Source organism: Xanthomonas sp. WCS2018Noco2-27 (assembly GCF_031843525.1).
Lineage (GTDB): Bacteria > Pseudomonadota > Gammaproteobacteria > Xanthomonadales > Xanthomonadaceae > Xanthomonas.
The window spans coordinates 172,153-189,163 of the sequence record NZ_JAVTIK010000002.1 but is presented as its reverse complement, the minus strand read 5'-3'; the positions used below and the strand labels follow the sequence as shown (position 1 = coordinate 189,163).

Genomic DNA, 17,011 nt, shown 5'->3' with positions numbered 1-17,011 from the left:
TAAAAACACTAATCACTGGACTTTAGTGCGGGCTAATACCTTCCTCACCGCATCTTCCATGCGCTTCCAGTCCTTTAAAAAAGCACGCTTGTAATTGAGGCTGATGGAAAGCTTGTTTTCGATGTCAGAGAAATAGTGGACGCAACTTGCTGCAGTCGCTCCTTTTTCATGAATCACTTCAGATCCTTCCAGACGAACGCCATCTCCTCGAAATTTGGTGCTGTCGCATTTGATGAAAGTAGTTAAGTTGCCGCCCGAGTCGCGCGCGACATACCAATCGTCCTCAAACGCAGGGTTGCGTGTCGGAGGTTCGCCGTGGTGGGCTTGATACGCTTTGACGTATGCCGCCATCTTCTCCTCATCAATGGCATAGGGCGTTAATCCGAGTGTTTCAGGCTGTGCAATGCGAAGGTCGAGCCTGTCGACAGGATTGCCCCGTTCAACCGAGTCGGTCTCGGTACGCCTATCGTTTGACGAGAAACGCCCCAGCAATGTCTCTACGGAGACACGGTCGACATAGTCGATCGACACCGAAATTTCGTTCCGAAAATCGTTAGTTCGCGGGTTCGCGCGCGCACCGGGCGGGGTGGGGGTCATGTCCGGCCACTCGATGACAAGCGTCACGCCTTCGCCCGGCCACGGTGCGATCTGGCTGTCCAGGTAGTTGGCGGGAATCCGGAAGGTGTTTGGCCCCAGCTTCACATCCACAGGCGCATCCGAATAGGTGTGCCCGTTGATGGTGCGGCCTGTGGTGACGGTGTCCGACATGGGGGTAGTCCTTTTTTGTTCGGGTGATGGCGTCCGTGCACAGGCACTGCCGCTCACAGCGACGGCAAGTGCAAGCGTCAGGCACCGGCCGGTTGACATCATGTGCATTGGTCAATCCATTGCAGGGTTTGGCGAGAACTATAGGCAAATCAGTGCCGGCGGGACAGGTTGACCACATCGATGACCGGCGTTCGACTCTCTTTAGGTATCAACAAGATCGATGCCAATTTCGGCTAGCGCTCGCAGTCACTTCTGGATCGAAGCACAAGCACTGATCGGCTGTGCGTATCAAGAAAATGCAACGAGCACAGAAGGGTGGCGGTGACTTCCGCGAGTGGATATGCAGACCTGCAGCATTGGGCGCGCCTTGATGTACGACCGGGAGGAACTGACCTCCGGTACTCAATAGAGCCGCGAGATGTCGCACTGCCCCCATATGCTGCACAGGTTGTTACAGGCCTTCTGTTACAGGCGTTGCCAATCTATGGGCCAGATCAATCAATGCCATGCCGATGCTTGACCTCACCCCGTTACGCGGCCACAGTCCGGAGCGTCTGTTCTCTCTGCTCAGGGGATGCTCGTGAAGAATCTGATGCGTTGCCTGGTAGCCACGGCGCTAATGCCCATTATGACGCTTGGGTGTGCACGACTTTCGACAGAAGATGCTGCAGCAAAGCCCTTGCGCGATGCCCAGGAAGTGTCCTCCTTTCCTCAGGCACCCGCTGCTTCGCCCACACCCTGGATCCCCTTCAAGTTGGAGCGGCAGATGGGGGCTGCCTGTGTTGACAGGATGCAATCGCAGGGCGCTGCACCTGCACCGCTGTTGAGGGACGCGTTTTGCCGAGGCCCGGCACCCGCGCACATGGCGCGCGCATTGCTGGCTCTGCGTGCAGACGCCGTCGATACTTCGCAGCAGGCGCGCGAAGCCAGTCTGCGCAATGCGGTCTACGTGGCCGCACCTGGGTTGGGACGACGTGCGGATTTCACTGTGGCCGCGGGTGAGCTCACGATTCGTTCGTTCGAAAGTGCCGATCCCGACAAGACGGTGTATCTGGTCTGGCCAGTGAAATGCAGTGCGGGTGACGCAGGCCTTGCATGCCAATCAGGCCAAGGGCGCAAAGCTTATCGCCTCGATAAGGACGGCAATGCATCCGACGTCAGCGCGTCGATCTTCCCGCCAGCACCCAGCCTTATTGGTGAAGATATTGCCAGGCAGAACGAACACGGCGGTTCGGAGCTTTTTCTGTTCGACGACAAGTTACCTATGGCGTCTACCATGCGATGGCTAATGGAGTTTGACCCCGACCAGCCGCTTGCCGCCGATGACCCAAGGCGGGTCGGCGCTTATGCGCATTTTGGCTTTCTCCGATGGACGGGCGAACGCTTCGAGCGCGTCGAACGGGTTACAAGAGCGCAGTGGCCGTGTCGTCAACAACGCACGGGCGAACCAGCATGTTCTGATTATCCAGATGGTGAGGACCGATTCATTAGCGAGTGACCACTTCTGCAAGGAGCATCGAAATGGCGAGATCCAACGATTTAGATATCCGGGCAACTGCAGATCAAATTTCTGCTCTCTTCAATGCCAATCGTTCCGCTGAGGCACTAGAAATGCTTGGTGAGCGCCGGCAAAACCAGTCAGAGGTTGTGCGCGACGCATTGGATCGTTATGTCGGAGTAGCGTCCGCCAATGCGATCAACACCCAGCAGCAAGGGCCAATCTCCGCTGCGGACGCCGGTGTACTGCAACGCCTGCAGCAATCTGCGTCGAGTCAGCCGGCAATTCCGCCGCAAACGCAAATGGCTGCCTTAAACGACGCACAGCGGTATGACGTCTACGCCAGCATCGTACAGGTGAGAGGTAACGATGCGGCGCACGACGCACTTTCTCGACCAAACGAGCGCGTGGTGCTGGGCCTTCGCCAGGAAAACTCAACGCTTGCGGCCATGCAGGATCGCGCGCATCCCGCAAGCCCGCGCAGCGACGATCCGGCAACCCCTGCCATCAACGAAGCTCAGGGCGGTACGGGTGTCTACAACGATCGCCTGGTTGTGTTGTGGAAGGATGCCGATGGCACCCGTCACACGCAGGTCGCTCAGCAAGCAAATACCGAGCCGACTGCACAATACGATCATCATGCTGGCAACACGGGACGTCGCCCGCGTGCAGAGGGTGGGGTAGAGAACAGAATATTTGCTCCGTCGCCCGAATTTGAGAGCATCACCAGGCCAAGAAAAATCGAAGGCGAGGACGTGAATGCCGATGGCATCAGGGATCTCGGCCGCCTAAGCGAGGGCACCATCGAAATGCGGATGGGTCAGCACCCTAACCCGATCCGGCCAGGTACGCAGGACAACGCGTTACGCCCGAGCCAAGCTGCGGTGGATGCAGGGCATGGCGGGGTACAGCGAGATAGCAATGCGGACGGATGGTTCGATCACGCTGATCTCAACGGGGTGAAGGATCTCAACGACACCTTCAAGATTCATCGCGGTTCTAGCGGCAGTACCGATTCGGCAGGTTGCCAGACAATTCATCCAGCCGAGTACGATGGTTTTATCGGCGCTGTTCAAGGCAACCCTGCGCAAACACGCTGGCAATACGTGCTGACCAGCACGACCCCCGGCCCCGTGCGAGAGCAGCAGCTAGACCAAGGACTTCAGCAGGAGAGAGCAAGGCCCGGCCCTCAGCCGCGTGGCAATCAACCGCCTCATCCCCAACGGCAAGAAGGTGGGCCGGCAGAGCCGGTGCACGGAAGGCAGCGACAGGCAGACCTAGAACCCACGCCGCAGGCACCTCACCCCCTGCATGCACAGGCAACGACTCTTGTTGGCAAGTTGGATGCCGGCATGGGACGGAGCAGTGATGCGCACAGCGAGCGGATGAGTGCCAGCTTGGCGCATCTGGCAAAGGAGCACGGGCTTGAGCGGATTGACCATGTGTCGCTGAGCAACCAGACACCGCGTGCAGCGGCCGGCGCTACCGTGTTCGTGGTGCAGGGCCAGCCCAGTAATCCGGCCCATCTGCGTGCCAGCATGCCCACTGACGTGGCCGTCAGTACGCCGGTAGAGCAATCGCTGACAAGGCTGCAAGAGCTCGACGCGCGTACCTTGGCGCACAGCCAAATCCAAGCGCAGGAGAGATCGTTGGCGCAGGAGGAGGCGGTTAAGCCGCGGAGCATTGGGTGACAGTGTCTGGCTTCCGCCTTCGAGCGGTAGATCCTCGTTTAGGTCGGCGTGTAGCAAAGACTGCTTACAAAAACAGTTTGTTCGTCGGATGTTCCATATTCTGGAATATGGAATATGGAATAAGGCGGGCTTGGTTGTGGAACTGAAGCCGCAGGATCTGGTGGTGCTGTACAAGCAGGTCGCCCAGGCGGGCCAGGCCTGGACCTATGCCTCTCTTGGAGAAGCGCTAGGCATGAGCGCCTCTCAGGTGCATCGCAGCGTCAAGCGCGCGGTGGCATCCGGTTTGGCGCTGGAAAAAAGCCGCAGCGAGTGGGAGACGGTGCGCACGGCGCTGCACGAATTTGCGGTTCACGGCGTGCGTTATGCCTTTCCTGCCGTCATCGGCCCGCTAAGGCGTGGCATTCCTACGGCTTTTGGCGTGCCCCCACTGTCCACCGCGATTGCCAGTTCCTCAGGGGAGGCACCGGTGTGGCCAAGCGCGCAGGGCACGGCCAAAGGCCCCGGCTTGTCGCCGTTGTCGGCTGGTGCGCCCAACGCTGCGCTGGCCGACCCTGCCTTGCACCAGCTGCTGGCGCTGCAGGACGCCCTGCGTAGCGGGCGCGCCCGCGAGCGCACGCTTGCTGCGCGCTATCTCAAGCAGTTGCTGGAGCTTGGCGATGCGCTCTGACGATCGTAACTACCGCATCTGCTTGTGATTGCGGATGCACTGGGCGAACTTTGCGACCACGTGGTCTTCCTCGGCGGGGCAGTCGTTGGCCTGCTGGTGTCGGATCCATTGGCTGAAAATGTCCGCGCCACCTATGACGTCGATGCGGTGGTCAATCTTGATTGGTCCCGATTCCGCGGCATCGAGGCGCGTGTGGAATCGCAGGGCTTTGCGCGCGAGATGCAGAGCGGCGTCGTCTGCCGCTGGGTACACGAAGCCTCGGGCGTCCTCTTCGACCTGATGCCGGTGGATGCCGGCGTGCTTGGCTTCTCCAACCGCTGGTCCGCCCATGCTGTAGAGACGGCGCAAGTGGTTGCCTTGAACGATCGCCTGTCCATCCGCTTGGTGACAGCGACAGCATTCCTCGGGACCAAGCTCGAAGCCTTCGCTACGCGAGGCAACAGCGACTTCCTTTCCAGTCACGACCTGGAGGACGTGCTCAATGTCGTCGATGGCCGGGCTGAGCTTGTGGAAGAGTTTGCCGTGGAGCATGCAGACCTTCGGTAGTGGGTCGCCGATGTGTTCGTGGGGCTAATAGACAACCCGGCTTTTGTGAACGCGTTGCCGGGATTGGTCGCCGAACCGGAGCGCGCAAACGTCGTGCTTCAGCGTCTACGTAACATCGCATCAGCGTAGCTGCGCCATCGTCGGCTTAGGTCTGCAAAGAAAACCTTGAAGCACCGTCGCCCGCTTGCGATGATGCATCGCAATTGCAACGCACTGGGCCTGCCATGAAATCCGCATCTCTTCCATCGCTCCGGGTAGACCCGGCGCTGCGCGAAGCGGCCGAAGCCGTGTTGCAAGAGGGCGAGACGCTTTCCAGCTTTGTCGAGCACTCCGTACGTGCCCAGGTGCAGCAGCGGCAGCAGCAGGAAGCCTTCATTGCCCGTGGGCTGGCGTCGCGTGACAGCGCCAAGGCGTCGGGGCGGTACATCGACGCCAAGGATGTGCTGACCGGGCTGCAGTCCCAGCTGGACCAGGCGCGCAAGGGCTGATCCAGGGTGCGCTTCTACGTCCGTTTTACCGAGGAGGCGCGTGATGATCTTGCGCGGCTCTACGACGATTTATTGCAGCGCGCTGGAGCCGATTTCGCTGTGGCCGAGCGCGCTTTGCAGTTCATTGGTGATGGCATCACCGTGCTTGAAGTGGCACCTCTGAGCTGTCGTAAAGTTCTTCAAAGCGACCCTTTCCAGCGTGAACTGGTGATTGGCTTCGGCCCAACTGGCTATGCGCTATTGTTCGAAGTCCTAGACAAGCAGACGGTGCTTGCGTTCGCGGTGAGGCATCAGCGTGAAGATGACTGGTGCTAAGGTCTTACGACGAAGAATGTATAGAACGTCTTGAATTAAAAAAAGAAGGCAGTGATGGCACGGATGTGGATGGTGCGCGGTGAGGGCGGGAGCTTGTACGAAGCATTTCGCGAGCAAGGCGTGGTCGCAGTAGGTTGGACTCAGCTCGCGGCTGAGGCCAAGCCAGGTGTCGATCGGAAGCAATTGATCGCGATTTATCAGGCTGCTGAGCCATTGGCCAGACCTGGCACCGTCATTTCCGGCGCCTCGCAGGTATGGCGTTTCGTAAATGAAATTCAGCAAGAAGATTGGGTCATTACTTACTCGCCAGCGAATCGCCTCTACGCAGTTGGCACTGTGGCGGGGCAGGCGGAGTACCTCCCCGAGTCGGCCGAATCAGGCATAGCACTTGCGCGCAAGGTGCAATGGCTGCAGCAGGAGCTTCCCCGCGATCACCTGGGCATCTCCACCAAGAATAGCCTTGGCTCCACACTGACATTGTTTGAGGTACCGCCCAGTGCCGCCGATGAGATATTGGCAGTACTCAAAGGTAAGCCGGTACAGGAGATCGAGGAAGCGCTGGACGAAGCCGTTGCCGACCCTCTTGCAGGTATCGAATCCCAGGCGCTTGAGCGCATCAAGGATCTGGTCAGCGAGCTTGGCTGGAATGACATGCAACAACTTGTGGCCGGCATTCTGCGAGCGATGGGCTACAAGACCCAGGTTTCGCCTCCCGGCTCGGACCGTGGGAAAGACATCGTTGCATCGCCCGACGGGTTTGGCTTTGAGCATCCGCGCATTGTCGTGGAGGTCAAGCATCGTAAGGGGCAGATGGGCAGTCAGGACATTCGCAGCTTTCTCGGTGGCCGCCACAAGGATGATCGCGGTTTGTATGTCAGTACCGGCGGCTTCAGCAAGGATGCGCAGTACGAAGCAGATCGCGCGTCCATTCCACTGGCGCTGTGGACGCTGGACCATGTGGTGCGCGCGCTGATCGAGCACTATGCGGCTACCGACGCCGAGACAAAACGCATTGTGCCGCTGAAGCGGCTTTACTGGCCCGCCTGAAGCCAGAGGAATAACAAGTGACATCTACTGAACAAAAGATCGAACGCTTCATCGCCGCGTTGACTTCGCTTGGCGGCAGCGCGGGCAATCAACGCCTGCGTGAGGAACTGGGCTGGCAGGACAGTACCTACCAACGCATCAAGCAGCAACTGATCGACGACGGCCGCATCCGCGCTGGTCGGGGGCGAGGCGGATCGGTTGCCTTAACGGCGGCGACCCAAACGCCGGCTGCGCCCAATGTTGCACCCGAGCCCAAGCCGGCACGGGCCAAACCCGCGCCTGCACCGCTCAAGAAGGAATCTGTGTCCGAACTCGACTACGCCGACAAGCTCTGGAAAACCGCCGACAAGCTGCGCGGCAACATGGAGCCCAGCGACTACAAACACGTTGTGCTCGGTCTGATTTTCCTCAAGTACATCTCGGACGCCTTTGAAGCTCGGCACGCAGCATTGCTGGCCGAAGATCCACAGGCGGCAGAGGACAAAGACGAGTACCTTGCCGAGAACATTTTCTGGGTTCCCAAGCAGGCACGTTGGTCGCACCTGCAGGCAAACGCCAAGCAATCGAGCATCGGCACGCTGATCGATGACGCCTTGCGCGCCATCGAGAAGGACAACGAATCGCTGAAGGGCGTGCTGCCCAAGGACTACGCGCGCCCCGCGCTCAACAAGGTGATGCTGGGCGAACTGATCGACCTGATTTCTGGTATTGCGCTCAACGACAAGGGCGGCAAGTCCAAAGACGTGCTGGGCCGCGTGTATGAATATTTTCTCGGCCAGTTCGCCGGCGCCGAAGGCAAGCGTGGCGGCGAGTTCTACACACCGCGCAGCGTGGTGCACACCCTGGTGGAGATGATCGAGCCTTACAAGGGCCGTATCTACGACCCCTGCTGCGGCAGCGGCGGCATGTTCGTGCAGAGCGAGAAGTTCGTCAACGAGCACGGCGGGCGCATTGGCGACATCGCCATCTATGGGCAGGAAAGCAATTACACGACCTGGCGCCTGTGCAAGATGAACCTCGCCGTGCGCGGCATCGACAGCGACATCCGCTGGAACAACGAGGGCAGCTTTCACAAGGACGAACTACGCGACCTGAAGGCCGACTTCATCCTGGCCAACCCCCCGTTCAATATCTCCGACTGGGGCGGCGAGCGCCTGCGCGACGACGTGCGCTGGGCGTTCGGGCCACCACCGCTTGGCAATGCTAACTACGCCTGGTTGCAGCACATCGTCCATCACCTCAGCCCGCACGGCTTTGCCGGCGTTGTCCTGGCGAATGGCTCGATGAGCAGCCAGCAAAGCGGCGAAGGCGACATCCGTAAGGCAATGATCGAAGCCGGCGTGGTCGATTGCATGGTCGCCCTGCCAGGGCAATTGTTCTATTCCACGCAGATTCCGGCCTGCCTGTGGATTCTGGCCAAGGACCGCAGCAACGGACTGGTGCTGCAGAGCAAGCTGCGCGACCGCCGTGGCGAAATCCTGTTCATCGACGCCCGCAACATGGGCACACTGGTTGACCGTACCCGGCGCGAATTGAGCGATGCCGAGGTGGCCAGGATCGCGGCGACCTATCACGCATGGCGTGGCGAGCAGGATGCCGGCGACTATGTTGATATCGCCGGGTTCTGCAAGTCCGCCTCTCTGGACGAGGTACGCAAGCACGGCCATGTACTCACGCCGGGTCGCTATGTCGGCGCAGCGGCGCAAGAGGATGACGGCGAACCGTTTGCGCAGAAGATGCAGCGCCTGGCAACGCTGTGGCGGGAACAGCAGCAGGAAGCGGCGAAGCTTGACGCAGCGATCGAGATGAATCTGAAGCACCTGGGGTTCTGACAGGAGAGACATGATGAACGAGAAACTCGACCTCACAGCATTGCGCAATGCGGTGTCTTCGCTGGAAGACAGCCTGGGCGTGGTCAGCGACAGCGCCTGGTTCAACCAGCAATCCAAGCAGGTGAAAAACACGCTGGTGGCAGGCCTCATCCAGAATTTCGAGTTCGTCTATGAAATCGGCATCAAGATGCTCAAGCGCCAGATCGAGGCCGAATCCGCCAGCCCGGAGGAGGTGGATGAAACCAACTTCCGCGAAGTGCTGCGTGTGGCTGCCGAAAAGGGCTTGATCGCCGACGTGGAGGCCTGGTTCAAGTATCGGCAGATGCGCAACATCACCGCGCACACCTACGACCACGAAAAGGCGAAGAAGGTGTACCAGGGCACCCTGGACTTCATCGTCGATGCACGCGACTTGTTGCAAAAGCTGGAAGCACGCAATGTCTGACACGCCCAATATCGACATCCGGCCGGATCATTGGCAGATCGTGCGCGACATTCTGCGTAAGCACGTGCCGCAATGTGCAGTATGGGCCTTCGGTTCGCGGGCCAAATGGCTGGCCAAGCAGTATTCCGACCTGGACCTGGCCATAATCACCGATCGGCCCTTGTCGCTGGCGGTGAGCGCGGCGCTGGCTGATGATTTTTCCGAATCGGACTTGCCGTGGAAGGTTGATGTGATTGATTGGGCGACTGCTGGTGAGTCGTTTCGCAAGATCATTGGACGTGAAAATGTGGTGGTGCAGGAGGCGGGGCGTGACAGCTTTTCTGATACTGGTAATTTGACCCTTCGGCCCCTTGAAGAATGCCTCGATGCATTGATTGACTATCGCGGAAAGACGCCCCGAAAAGTTGATTTCGGTATTCCTTTGATTACTGCAAAAGTGGTCAAGGCTGGGCGTATCGAAACTCCAGATGAGTTCATAGCTGAAGACGATTACGAAAAATGGATGACGCGTGGACTTCCTGAAATCGGTGATGTAGTACTAACTACTGAAGCGCCGCTTGGTGAAGTTGCGCAAATTAAGTTCTTGCCTGTTGCGTTGGCTCAACGCATCGTTACCCTCCGCGGAAAACGCGACGTGCTCGATAGTCGTTATCTTTTGTATCTGCTTCAGTCGCATGACATGCAGAAAAAGCTGCTTGGCCGTAGTTCTGGTACTACAGTCATTGGTATCAAGCAAAGCGAGCTTCGTAAGATTGAGTTGACAGTGTTGCCTCTCAAAGAGCAATGTGCCATCGCTCACATTCTTGGGACACTGGACGACAAGATCGAACTCAATCGGCTTATGAACCAGACGCTGGAAGAGATGGCCCGCGCCCTGTTCAAGTCCTGGTTCGTGGACTTCGACGGCATGCCGCCAGAGTGTATGCAGGAGTCAGACCTGGGCTTGATTCCGCAGGGGTGGCGGGTTGGTAGGCTTGACGAACTTTTAATCTTGCAACGTGGATTCGATCTGCCAGCACAGATACGGGTAGCTGGCAAGTTTCCGGTGGTAGCCGCTGGCGGGATTAATGGAATGCACCATAAGGCTATGGTCAAAGGGCCGGGAATTATCACGGGCCGCTCTGGCGTGTTGGGTAACGTTTTTTTTGAACTTAGTGATTTCTGGCCGCTGAACACCACGCTGTGGGTTAAGGAGTTCAGAGTCGCGAAGCCTTGCTATGCATACGAATTGTTGCGCGGATTAAATTTCAAGCAATTTAACTCGGGATCGGCAGTTCCCACTCTCAACCGAAATCACGTTCATCAATTGCCACAAATCATTCCCCCTTCCGAAGTCATCAAGAAATTTGAGGAAGAGGCTATGTCTTTGCGTAAACGCATCGTCAGTAGCGAGCGTGAGTCTCGAACTCTTGCTCGTCTTCGAGACACCCTGCTCCCCAAACTGCTCTCCGGCGAACTGCGGGTAAAGGATGCGGAAAGAATGGCGGAAACTATCTGATGGCCTTTCTATCCGAAGCCGCCATCGAGCAAACTTTACTCGAACAACTTCGTGGGCTGGGCTACGCCGTCACCTCAGACGAGGCCATCGGCCCGGACGGCAAGGCGCCGGAACGCGAAAGCCACGATGTCGTGGTGCTGCACCAGCGATTGGCCGATGCCGTCACCCGGCTCAATCCGCAGCTGCCGCCGGAGGCGAGGGAAGACGCCATCCGCAAGCTCACCCAAAACGAATTGCCGAACCTGCTGGAAGAAAACCGCCGCATCCACGCGCTGCTGACCGAAGGCGTGGATGTCGAATACTACGCAGAGGATGGTGTGCTGACAGCGGGCAAGGTTTGGCTGCTCGACTTCGATCGCCAGGAGAACAACGATTGGCTGGCCGTTCAACAGTTTGTCGTCATCAGCGGCCAGACCAGACGCCGGCCGGACGTGGTGCTGTTCGTCAACGGCCTGCCGCTGGCGGTGATCGAACTAAAAGCACCCGGCAGTGCAGGTGCAAACCTGGTGGGTGCATTCAACCAGTTGCAGACCTACAAACAGCAGATCCCCGCGTTGTTCCATACCAATGCGGTGCTGGTCACTTCCGATGGCATTGCCGCGCGGGTCGGCTCGCTGTCCGCCGATCTGGAGCGGTTCATGCCGTGGCGCACCACCGACGGCAGGCAGGTGCTGCCCAAGGGGCAGCCGGAGCTGCCCACGCTGATCGAAGGCGTGTTCGCGCCGCAGCGGTTTCTGGAGCTGCTGCGCTGGTTCACCGCTTTTGGCGAAACTGGTGGCGGGCTGGTCAAGATCATTGCCGGTTACCACCAGTTCCATGCGGTCAACCACGCGGTGGAATCGACAATTCGCGCTTCACGCAGCGCCGTTGCCGAAGATCCAGCCAAGTACGGTTTGGCCAGCGTTAAAGCGCAGCCGGCAGGCGACCGCAGGGCGGGGGTGATCTGGCATACGCAAGGCAGCGGCAAGAGCCTGCTGATGGCCTTCTACGCCGGGCGGCTGGTGCAACACCCGGCGATGCGCAACCCGACGCTGGTGGTGCTGACCGACCGCAACGACCTGGACGACCAGTTGTTCGGCACATTTTCGATGTGCAAGGCGCTGCTCCGGCAGACACCGGTGCAGGCCGACAGCCGCGAGGATCTGGCGCGTCTGCTTGATCGCGCAAGCGGCGGTGTGATCTTTACCACCTTGCAGAAGTTCGGCGAAGTGGATGCGCCATTGACCGCTCGCCGCAACGTGGTGGTCATTGCCGATGAAGCGCACCGCAGCCAGTACGGCCTGAAAGCCAAAGTGGACACGAAGACCGGCGTGGTCTCGTATGGCTTTGCCAAATACATGCGCGATGCGCTGCCCAATGCCTCGTTCATTGGCTTCACCGGTACGCCGATCGAAGCCACCGACGTAAATACTCCGGCGCTGTTTGGCCATTACATCGATGTCTACGACATCAGCCGCGCGGTGGAAGATGGTGCAACTGTCCCGATCTATTACGAATCGCGGCTGGCGCGCATTGAACTGGATGAAGACGAAAAGCCTAATCTGGATGCAGAGGTCGAGGCCCTGTTCGAGGGGGAAGGCACAGATGAAAAGGAAAAGCTGAAAGGGCGGGCAGCGGCGGTGGAGCGGCTGGTCGGCAGCCAGAAGCGGCTGGCCATGGTGGCGCAGGACCTGATAACGCACTTCGAAGAGCGTGTGGCTGCGCTGGATGGCAAGGCGATGGCGGTGTGCATGAGTCGCGAGATCTGCGTTGACCTTTACACCGAAATCGTCAAGCTGCGCCCGCATTGGCACAGCGACGACGACACGCTGGGCGCGGTCAAGATCGTGATGACCGGCGCGGCCAGCGACCCGCCGCAATGGCAGCCACATATCGGCAACAAGGCCAGGCGTGATGCATTGGCCCGCCGCGCCAAGGATCCTGCCGACCCGCTGAAGCTGGTGATCGTGCGCGACATGTGGCTGACCGGCTTCGATGCGCCTTCCATGCACACCATGTATGTGGACAAGCCGATGAAGGGTCACGGCCTGATGCAGGCCATCGCGCGGGTCAACCGCGTGTTCCGGGACAAGCCGGCCGGATTGATCGTTGACTACATCGGTATCGCGCAGAACCTGAAATCCGCACTGGCGCAGTATTCGCTCCAGGACAAACAGAACACCGGCATCGACGAAGCGCAGGCGATCGCCGTGATGCGGGAGAAGTACGAAGTCGTGCGGGACATGTACCACGGCTTTGACTACCTCACTGCACTAAATGGCACGCCGCAGCAGCGCTTGGCGATGATGGCCGGTGCGATCGAGTGGATCCTCGATCAGCAGCAGCAATGGATGGCAGCGGCAAGCAGCGACGATGGCAAGAGGGCGGCGCAACGTCGCTACCAGGACGCAGTGCTGGCCTTGTCCACGGCCTATGCGCTGGCCTCCGCCTCGGATGAGGCGCTCGTGGTGCGTGAGGAGGTTGGCTTCTTCCAGGCTATCCGCGAAGCCTTGGTCAAAAGCGCGACGGGTTCAGGCATCAGCTCGCAGGAGCGCGATTTCGCCATCCGCCAGATCGTGAGCCGTGCGGTGGTCTCCACCGAGATCGTGGATATCCTCAAGGCTGCCGGCATCCAGTCGCCGGACATTTCCATCCTGTCCGATGAATTCCTTGCCGAAGTGCAGCGGATGGACAAGAAGAACCTGGCATTGGAAGCGCTGCGCAAGCTCATCAACGATGGCATCCGTTCGCGTAGCAAGCGCAACATTGTAGAGACCAAGGCATTTTCGGAACGGCTGGAAGACGCGATTGCGCGCTACCACACCAATGCCATCACCACTGCCGAAGTCTTGCAGGAACTGATCCGCATCGCCAAGGACATCCGCGCGGCACGTGCGCGTGGCGAAGAGCAGGGATTGAGCGAGGATGAAGTCGCCTTCTACGATGCGTTGGCAGAGAATGATTCTGCAGTGCAATTGATGGGCGACGATGCACTCAAGGTCATCGCACATGAGCTACTAGTGAGTCTTAAGGGCAGCGCCTCGGTGGATTGGGCACGCCGCGACTCGGCGCGTGCGCGCATGCGCGTGCTGGTGAAACGCATCCTACGCAAGTACGGCTATCCACCTGATTTGCAGGATGCTGCGGTTCGCACGGTATTGCAGCAGGCAGAAGCACTCTCTGCTGCCTGGTCTGCATGAGTTGCGCTATTGACGCCAGACGATAGCAGTAGCAGGATTTCACTACGGAGCCTCGGAACTCCTCGTACAGCGGCTTGCCACCTCCGAAAATGGTGGTTTCTCTTGATGCGAGAGATCCTATGACCGAGGCTCATCGTCAACCCAACGCCGAAGCTGGCTACTTTTTGCCAGAAAACGCGCAATACCGCCTGCAGCAACTAAGCGACCACATGCGGTTTTTGGCGCGCCTTGCGCAGCCGCGTACGCAGGCCGAAGAGCAGGCGAGGCAGCCGGCCATCTGCATGGATGAGTTGGCGTTTTGTCTGGAGCTGCTTGCCGATCAGATGACCCATGCGTTGAAGCAGGTGCAGTGGCCGGCGAGTCTGGAAGACCAGGCGGAAAGTAGCTGACCCTACACCGGCGCAGACTTCAAAATCCCCGACAAACTCTCGCGCAGAATCAGCTGCAGATGCATGCGGTTGAGTTCCATGCCGCTGGTCATCACGCTGTGCAGGCCGCCGCACATGGCGGCGACGGCGAAGACGCGGGCCTGGAATTCCTGTTCGCTGCTGGCCGGGTCGGCGTGGCCGCGCAGTAGCCGCTTGAGCAGGGCGCTGAGGTGTTCGATCAGCGATGCGCTCTGGCGGCGCATGAAGGCGGCCAGCACTGGGTCGCGCAGGGTGGCCAGGTGCAGCTCAAGGTCGATGCGGGTGCGCTTGATGTTGATTTCCTGCAACAGCCATTCTTCGAGCAGGCCTGCAATGAAATCCACCACGTGCACGTTGGTCGGGCGGTCCACCAGCCACATCTGGCGGATGGCGCGCATGTAGTTGCGCTCCAGCAGTGCGCGCACCAATGCGTCTTTGTCTTCGAAGCGTTGCAGCAGGCTGCCGCAAGAGACCTTGGCGCGTTCGGCAATCAGTTCGAAGCTGGTGGCATTGAGGCCGATCTCGTCGATGCACTGTTCGGTGGCGTCGAGCACCTCTTCCAGCAGCAGTTCTTCGCGCTCTTTCGCCGTGCGTAGCAGCAGAACGTTGGACATGGGGAGCAGGCAGGCGGGGGGCTGCAGTATAGCGGCGTTGCGTTAGCCATCCGTTGCGTTCGCTGGGCTGTAGGCCATTGGTCATGGGTGCTGCGTGCGCTGCGTTGCAGTTCGTGCAGATGCGCTGATCGACCGTTTTTTCACGGCCGCTGTGCGACATGTGGGGCTCGTTGCAGGAGATGCATGTGAGTGAGAACAGTGCGGTTGCAGGGGTGTCGGCGCAGTGGCCGGCGCGGTTGTGGGTGGTGCGGCATGGGCAGAGCGCAGGCAATGTTGCGCGCGATGTGGCCGAGGCCAAGGGAGCGGCGCTGATCGAGCTGGAGCACCGCGATGCGGATATTCCGCTTTCGCCGCTGGGTGAGCGCCAGGCGGAGGCCCTGGGTGCGTGGATGGCAGGCCTGCCAGAGCACGAGCGGCCGACCTTGATCCTGAGTTCCACCTATGTGCGTGCACGGCAGACCGCCGCGGCGGTGGCGCGGGCGCTGGGCCAACCCGCCGGTGCAGTGAGCTTGGACGAGCGGCTGCGCGAAAAGGAATTCGGCGTGCTCGACCGCTACACCACGTCCGGTATTCGAGATGCATTTCCTGCGTTGTTTGAGCAACGTAACTTGGTGGGCAAGTTCTACTTCCGCCCGCCCGGTGGCGAAAGCTGGTGCGATGTGATCTTTCGCCTGCGCAGCATTGTGGGCGATTTGCAGCGTAATCATGTGGGTGCGCGCGTGTTGATCGTGGGGCATCAGGTGATCGTCAATTGCTTCCGCTATCTGATCGAGCGGATGGACGAGGCCACCATTCTGGGCATCGACCGCGAGGGCGATGTGCCAAATTGCGGGGTGACCGAGTACGTGGCCGCAGCCGATGGGCAGTCGCTGGAGCTGGTGCGCACCAAGTTTGTGTCGCCAGAGCTGGCGCAGGAGCCGGTGACCACCGAGTCCGATCGGCCGGCAGGAGCGCGCTGACATGGCTTCGGCACGCGTGCGGATGCTCACCGCAGCGGCATTGCGTGCGATGCCGCTGCCATCGCCCGGTGGCGACAAGGAGCAGCGTGGGCGCGTGCTGATTGTGGGTGGATCGATGCGTGTGCCAGGCGCCGCGTTGTTGGCTGGCGAGGCGGCATTGCGGGCGGGTGCAGGCAAGCTGCAGATCGCCACCGCGGCGAGCGTTGCACCGGGGATGGCGTTGGCGGTGCCGGAAGCCTTGGTGCTGGGGTTGGGGCAGAACGCGCAAGGAGAAATTGTGCGCGGGCACCGTGCGCTCGATGCGGCCATGGCGTCCTGCGATGCGGCGGTCATCGGGCCGGGCATGGCGTCGACCAACACCACTGCGGCGTTGGTCAAACGTGCGATTGCGCAGGCGGTGTGCACGCTGGTGCTGGATGCGGGCGCGTTATCGCCACGCTTGCGTGCGCCGGTGGGCCGCCCGTTCGTGTTGACCCCGCATGCCGGCGAGATGGCCACGCTGGCCGGCGACGACAAGGCGGCGGTGGAAGCGGCGCCTGGCGACTACGCGTTGGCGTTTGCGAAGACGATGCGCAGCGTGGTGATCGTCAAGGGCGCGAACAGTGTTATTGCCGGCCCGGATGGCGTGCTGTGGGTGCATCGCGGCGGTGCGTCCGGGTTGGGCACCTCCGGCTCTGGCGATGTCCTGGCGGGATTGATTGCCGGTTTTGCCGCGCGCGGCTGCGACGCGTTGAGCGCTGCGTTATGGGGCGTGTTGGTGCATGCGGCCGCGGGCAGGCAGTTGGCCAAGAGAATCGGGCCGGTGGGGTTTCTGGCGCGGGAGCTTGGAGTGGAAGTGCCTGGGATTCTGGATCGGTTGGCAAGGTCTGCGCTGTAGTGGACTTGCAGATGATTTGCGTCCTGCATCGGTCCGGGCGAAATACAGCCTGCACACGACTGGCTGACGTGTTTTGGAGCGCTTGCGCCGCAGGATGGGGCCGGGGCATGAGTAAGGGTGCTGCGAATAACGGACGTGCTGTCCCGGTTGGCATCTGTGTTGTTGCGTTGATTGATGGAC

General features: G+C 60.1%; 16 protein-coding genes. 14 read left to right on the top strand and 2 right to left on the bottom strand.

Features of this window, described 5'->3' with window-relative positions; all coding sequences use genetic code 11:
* Positions 1–12 precede the first annotated feature (12 nt).
* Positions 13–876 (bottom strand): hypothetical protein, encoded by an 864-nt coding sequence (locus RQH86_RS05850; RefSeq protein ID WP_311240230.1) that lies wholly within the window; start codon positions 874–876, stop codon positions 13–15.
* 472 nt (positions 877–1,348) lie between these two features.
* On the opposite strand from RQH86_RS05850, the gene RQH86_RS05845 reads away from it, so the two are divergent.
* The 12 genes from RQH86_RS05845 to RQH86_RS05790 all read left to right on the top strand — a co-directional run bounded on the left by RQH86_RS05845 (position 1,349) and on the right by RQH86_RS05790 (position 14,363).
* Positions 1,349–2,266 carry a hypothetical protein gene (locus RQH86_RS05845; RefSeq protein ID WP_311240229.1) on the top strand — a complete coding sequence of 306 codons (918 nt, stop codon included), beginning with the start codon at positions 1,349–1,351 and terminating at the stop codon, positions 2,264–2,266.
* 23 nt (positions 2,267–2,289) lie between these two features.
* Positions 2,290–3,957, top strand: coding sequence for an XVIPCD domain-containing protein (locus RQH86_RS05840; RefSeq protein ID WP_311240236.1), 1,668 nt, complete (start codon positions 2,290–2,292; stop codon positions 3,955–3,957).
* A gap of 88 nt (positions 3,958–4,045) precedes the next feature.
* Positions 4,046–4,624 (top strand): MarR family transcriptional regulator, encoded by a 579-nt coding sequence (locus tag RQH86_RS05835; protein ID WP_311240228.1) that lies wholly within the window; start codon positions 4,046–4,048, stop codon positions 4,622–4,624.
* 147 nt (positions 4,625–4,771) lie between these two features.
* Entirely contained in the window at positions 4,772–5,170 is a 399-nt protein-coding gene (locus tag RQH86_RS05830) for a hypothetical protein (RefSeq protein WP_311240235.1), read from the top strand.
* A gap of 224 nt (positions 5,171–5,394) precedes the next feature.
* A complete protein-coding gene (locus RQH86_RS05825; RefSeq protein WP_311240227.1) occupies positions 5,395–5,658 on the top strand; it encodes a YlcI/YnfO family protein in 264 nt (87 codons plus the stop codon).
* A gap of 6 nt (positions 5,659–5,664) precedes the next feature.
* On the top strand, positions 5,665–5,973 hold the full coding sequence (locus RQH86_RS05820; RefSeq protein WP_311240226.1) for a type II toxin-antitoxin system RelE/ParE family toxin: 309 nt from the start codon (positions 5,665–5,667) through the stop codon (positions 5,971–5,973).
* Between the two features lie 54 nt (positions 5,974–6,027).
* A complete protein-coding gene (locus RQH86_RS05815; RefSeq protein WP_311240225.1) occupies positions 6,028–7,020 on the top strand; it encodes a restriction endonuclease in 993 nt (330 codons plus the stop codon).
* A gap of 302 nt (positions 7,021–7,322) precedes the next feature.
* Positions 7,323–8,852 (top strand): class I SAM-dependent DNA methyltransferase, encoded by a 1,530-nt coding sequence (locus RQH86_RS05810; RefSeq protein ID WP_311240234.1) that lies wholly within the window; start codon positions 7,323–7,325, stop codon positions 8,850–8,852.
* 13 nt (positions 8,853–8,865) lie between these two features.
* Positions 8,866–9,297 (top strand): nucleotidyltransferase substrate binding protein, encoded by a 432-nt coding sequence (locus RQH86_RS05805; RefSeq protein WP_311240224.1) that lies wholly within the window; start codon positions 8,866–8,868, stop codon positions 9,295–9,297.
* Positions 9,290–10,795, top strand: coding sequence for a restriction endonuclease subunit S (locus tag RQH86_RS05800; RefSeq protein WP_311240223.1), 1,506 nt, complete (start codon positions 9,290–9,292; stop codon positions 10,793–10,795). Before RQH86_RS05805 ends, RQH86_RS05800 begins: the two co-directional genes overlap by 8 nt.
* Positions 10,795–13,974 (top strand): type I restriction endonuclease subunit R, encoded by a 3,180-nt coding sequence (locus tag RQH86_RS05795; RefSeq protein ID WP_311240222.1) that lies wholly within the window; start codon positions 10,795–10,797, stop codon positions 13,972–13,974. Before RQH86_RS05800 ends, RQH86_RS05795 begins: the two co-directional genes overlap by 1 nt.
* 119 nt (positions 13,975–14,093) lie before the next feature.
* Positions 14,094–14,363 carry a hypothetical protein gene (locus RQH86_RS05790; RefSeq protein ID WP_311240221.1) on the top strand — a complete coding sequence of 90 codons (270 nt, stop codon included), beginning with the start codon at positions 14,094–14,096 and terminating at the stop codon, positions 14,361–14,363.
* Positions 14,364–14,365: 2 nt separating this feature from the next.
* On the opposite strand, the gene RQH86_RS05785 is transcribed toward RQH86_RS05790, so the two are convergent.
* Positions 14,366–14,995: a TetR/AcrR family transcriptional regulator gene (locus RQH86_RS05785; RefSeq protein ID WP_311240220.1), complete on the bottom strand. Its 630-nt coding sequence runs from the start codon at positions 14,993–14,995 to the stop codon at positions 14,366–14,368.
* A 179-nt stretch (positions 14,996–15,174) separates the two neighbouring features.
* On the opposite strand from RQH86_RS05785, the gene RQH86_RS05780 reads away from it, so the two are divergent.
* Both RQH86_RS05780 and RQH86_RS05775 read left to right on the top strand, forming a co-directional pair.
* Entirely contained in the window at positions 15,175–15,954 is a 780-nt protein-coding gene (locus tag RQH86_RS05780) for a histidine phosphatase family protein (protein ID WP_055846294.1), read from the top strand.
* A gap of 1 nt (position 15,955) precedes the next feature.
* Positions 15,956–16,831, top strand: a complete 876-nt coding sequence (locus RQH86_RS05775; RefSeq protein WP_311240219.1) for an NAD(P)H-hydrate dehydratase — start codon at positions 15,956–15,958, stop codon at positions 16,829–16,831.
* Positions 16,832–17,011: the final 180 nt, after the last annotated feature.

Excerpts from the sequence above, each read along its gene's own strand:
- RQH86_RS05805 (WP_311240224.1), top strand. The coding sequence starts at position 8,866 with ATGAACGAGAAACTCGACCTCACAGCATTGCGCAATGCGGTGTCTTCG.
- RQH86_RS05780 (WP_055846294.1), top strand. The coding sequence starts at position 15,175 with ATGCATGTGAGTGAGAACAGTGCGGTTGCAGGGGTGTCGGCGCAGTGG.
- RQH86_RS05815 (WP_311240225.1), top strand. The coding sequence starts at position 6,028 with ATGGCACGGATGTGGATGGTGCGCGGTGAGGGCGGGAGCTTGTACGAA.
- RQH86_RS05790 (WP_311240221.1), top strand. The coding sequence starts at position 14,094 with ATGACCGAGGCTCATCGTCAACCCAACGCCGAAGCTGGCTACTTTTTG.
- RQH86_RS05835 (WP_311240228.1), top strand. The coding sequence starts at position 4,046 with ATGTTCCATATTCTGGAATATGGAATATGGAATAAGGCGGGCTTGGTT.
- RQH86_RS05850 (WP_311240230.1), bottom strand. The coding sequence starts at position 876 with ATGCACATGATGTCAACCGGCCGGTGCCTGACGCTTGCACTTGCCGTC.
- RQH86_RS05775 (WP_311240219.1), top strand. The coding sequence starts at position 15,956 with ATGGCTTCGGCACGCGTGCGGATGCTCACCGCAGCGGCATTGCGTGCG.
- RQH86_RS05840 (WP_311240236.1), top strand. The coding sequence starts at position 2,290 with ATGGCGAGATCCAACGATTTAGATATCCGGGCAACTGCAGATCAAATT.
- RQH86_RS05785 (WP_311240220.1), bottom strand. The coding sequence starts at position 14,995 with ATGTCCAACGTTCTGCTGCTACGCACGGCGAAAGAGCGCGAAGAACTG.
- RQH86_RS05825 (WP_311240227.1), top strand. The coding sequence starts at position 5,395 with ATGAAATCCGCATCTCTTCCATCGCTCCGGGTAGACCCGGCGCTGCGC.
- RQH86_RS05800 (WP_311240223.1), top strand. The coding sequence starts at position 9,290 with ATGTCTGACACGCCCAATATCGACATCCGGCCGGATCATTGGCAGATC.
- RQH86_RS05795 (WP_311240222.1), top strand. The coding sequence starts at position 10,795 with ATGGCCTTTCTATCCGAAGCCGCCATCGAGCAAACTTTACTCGAACAA.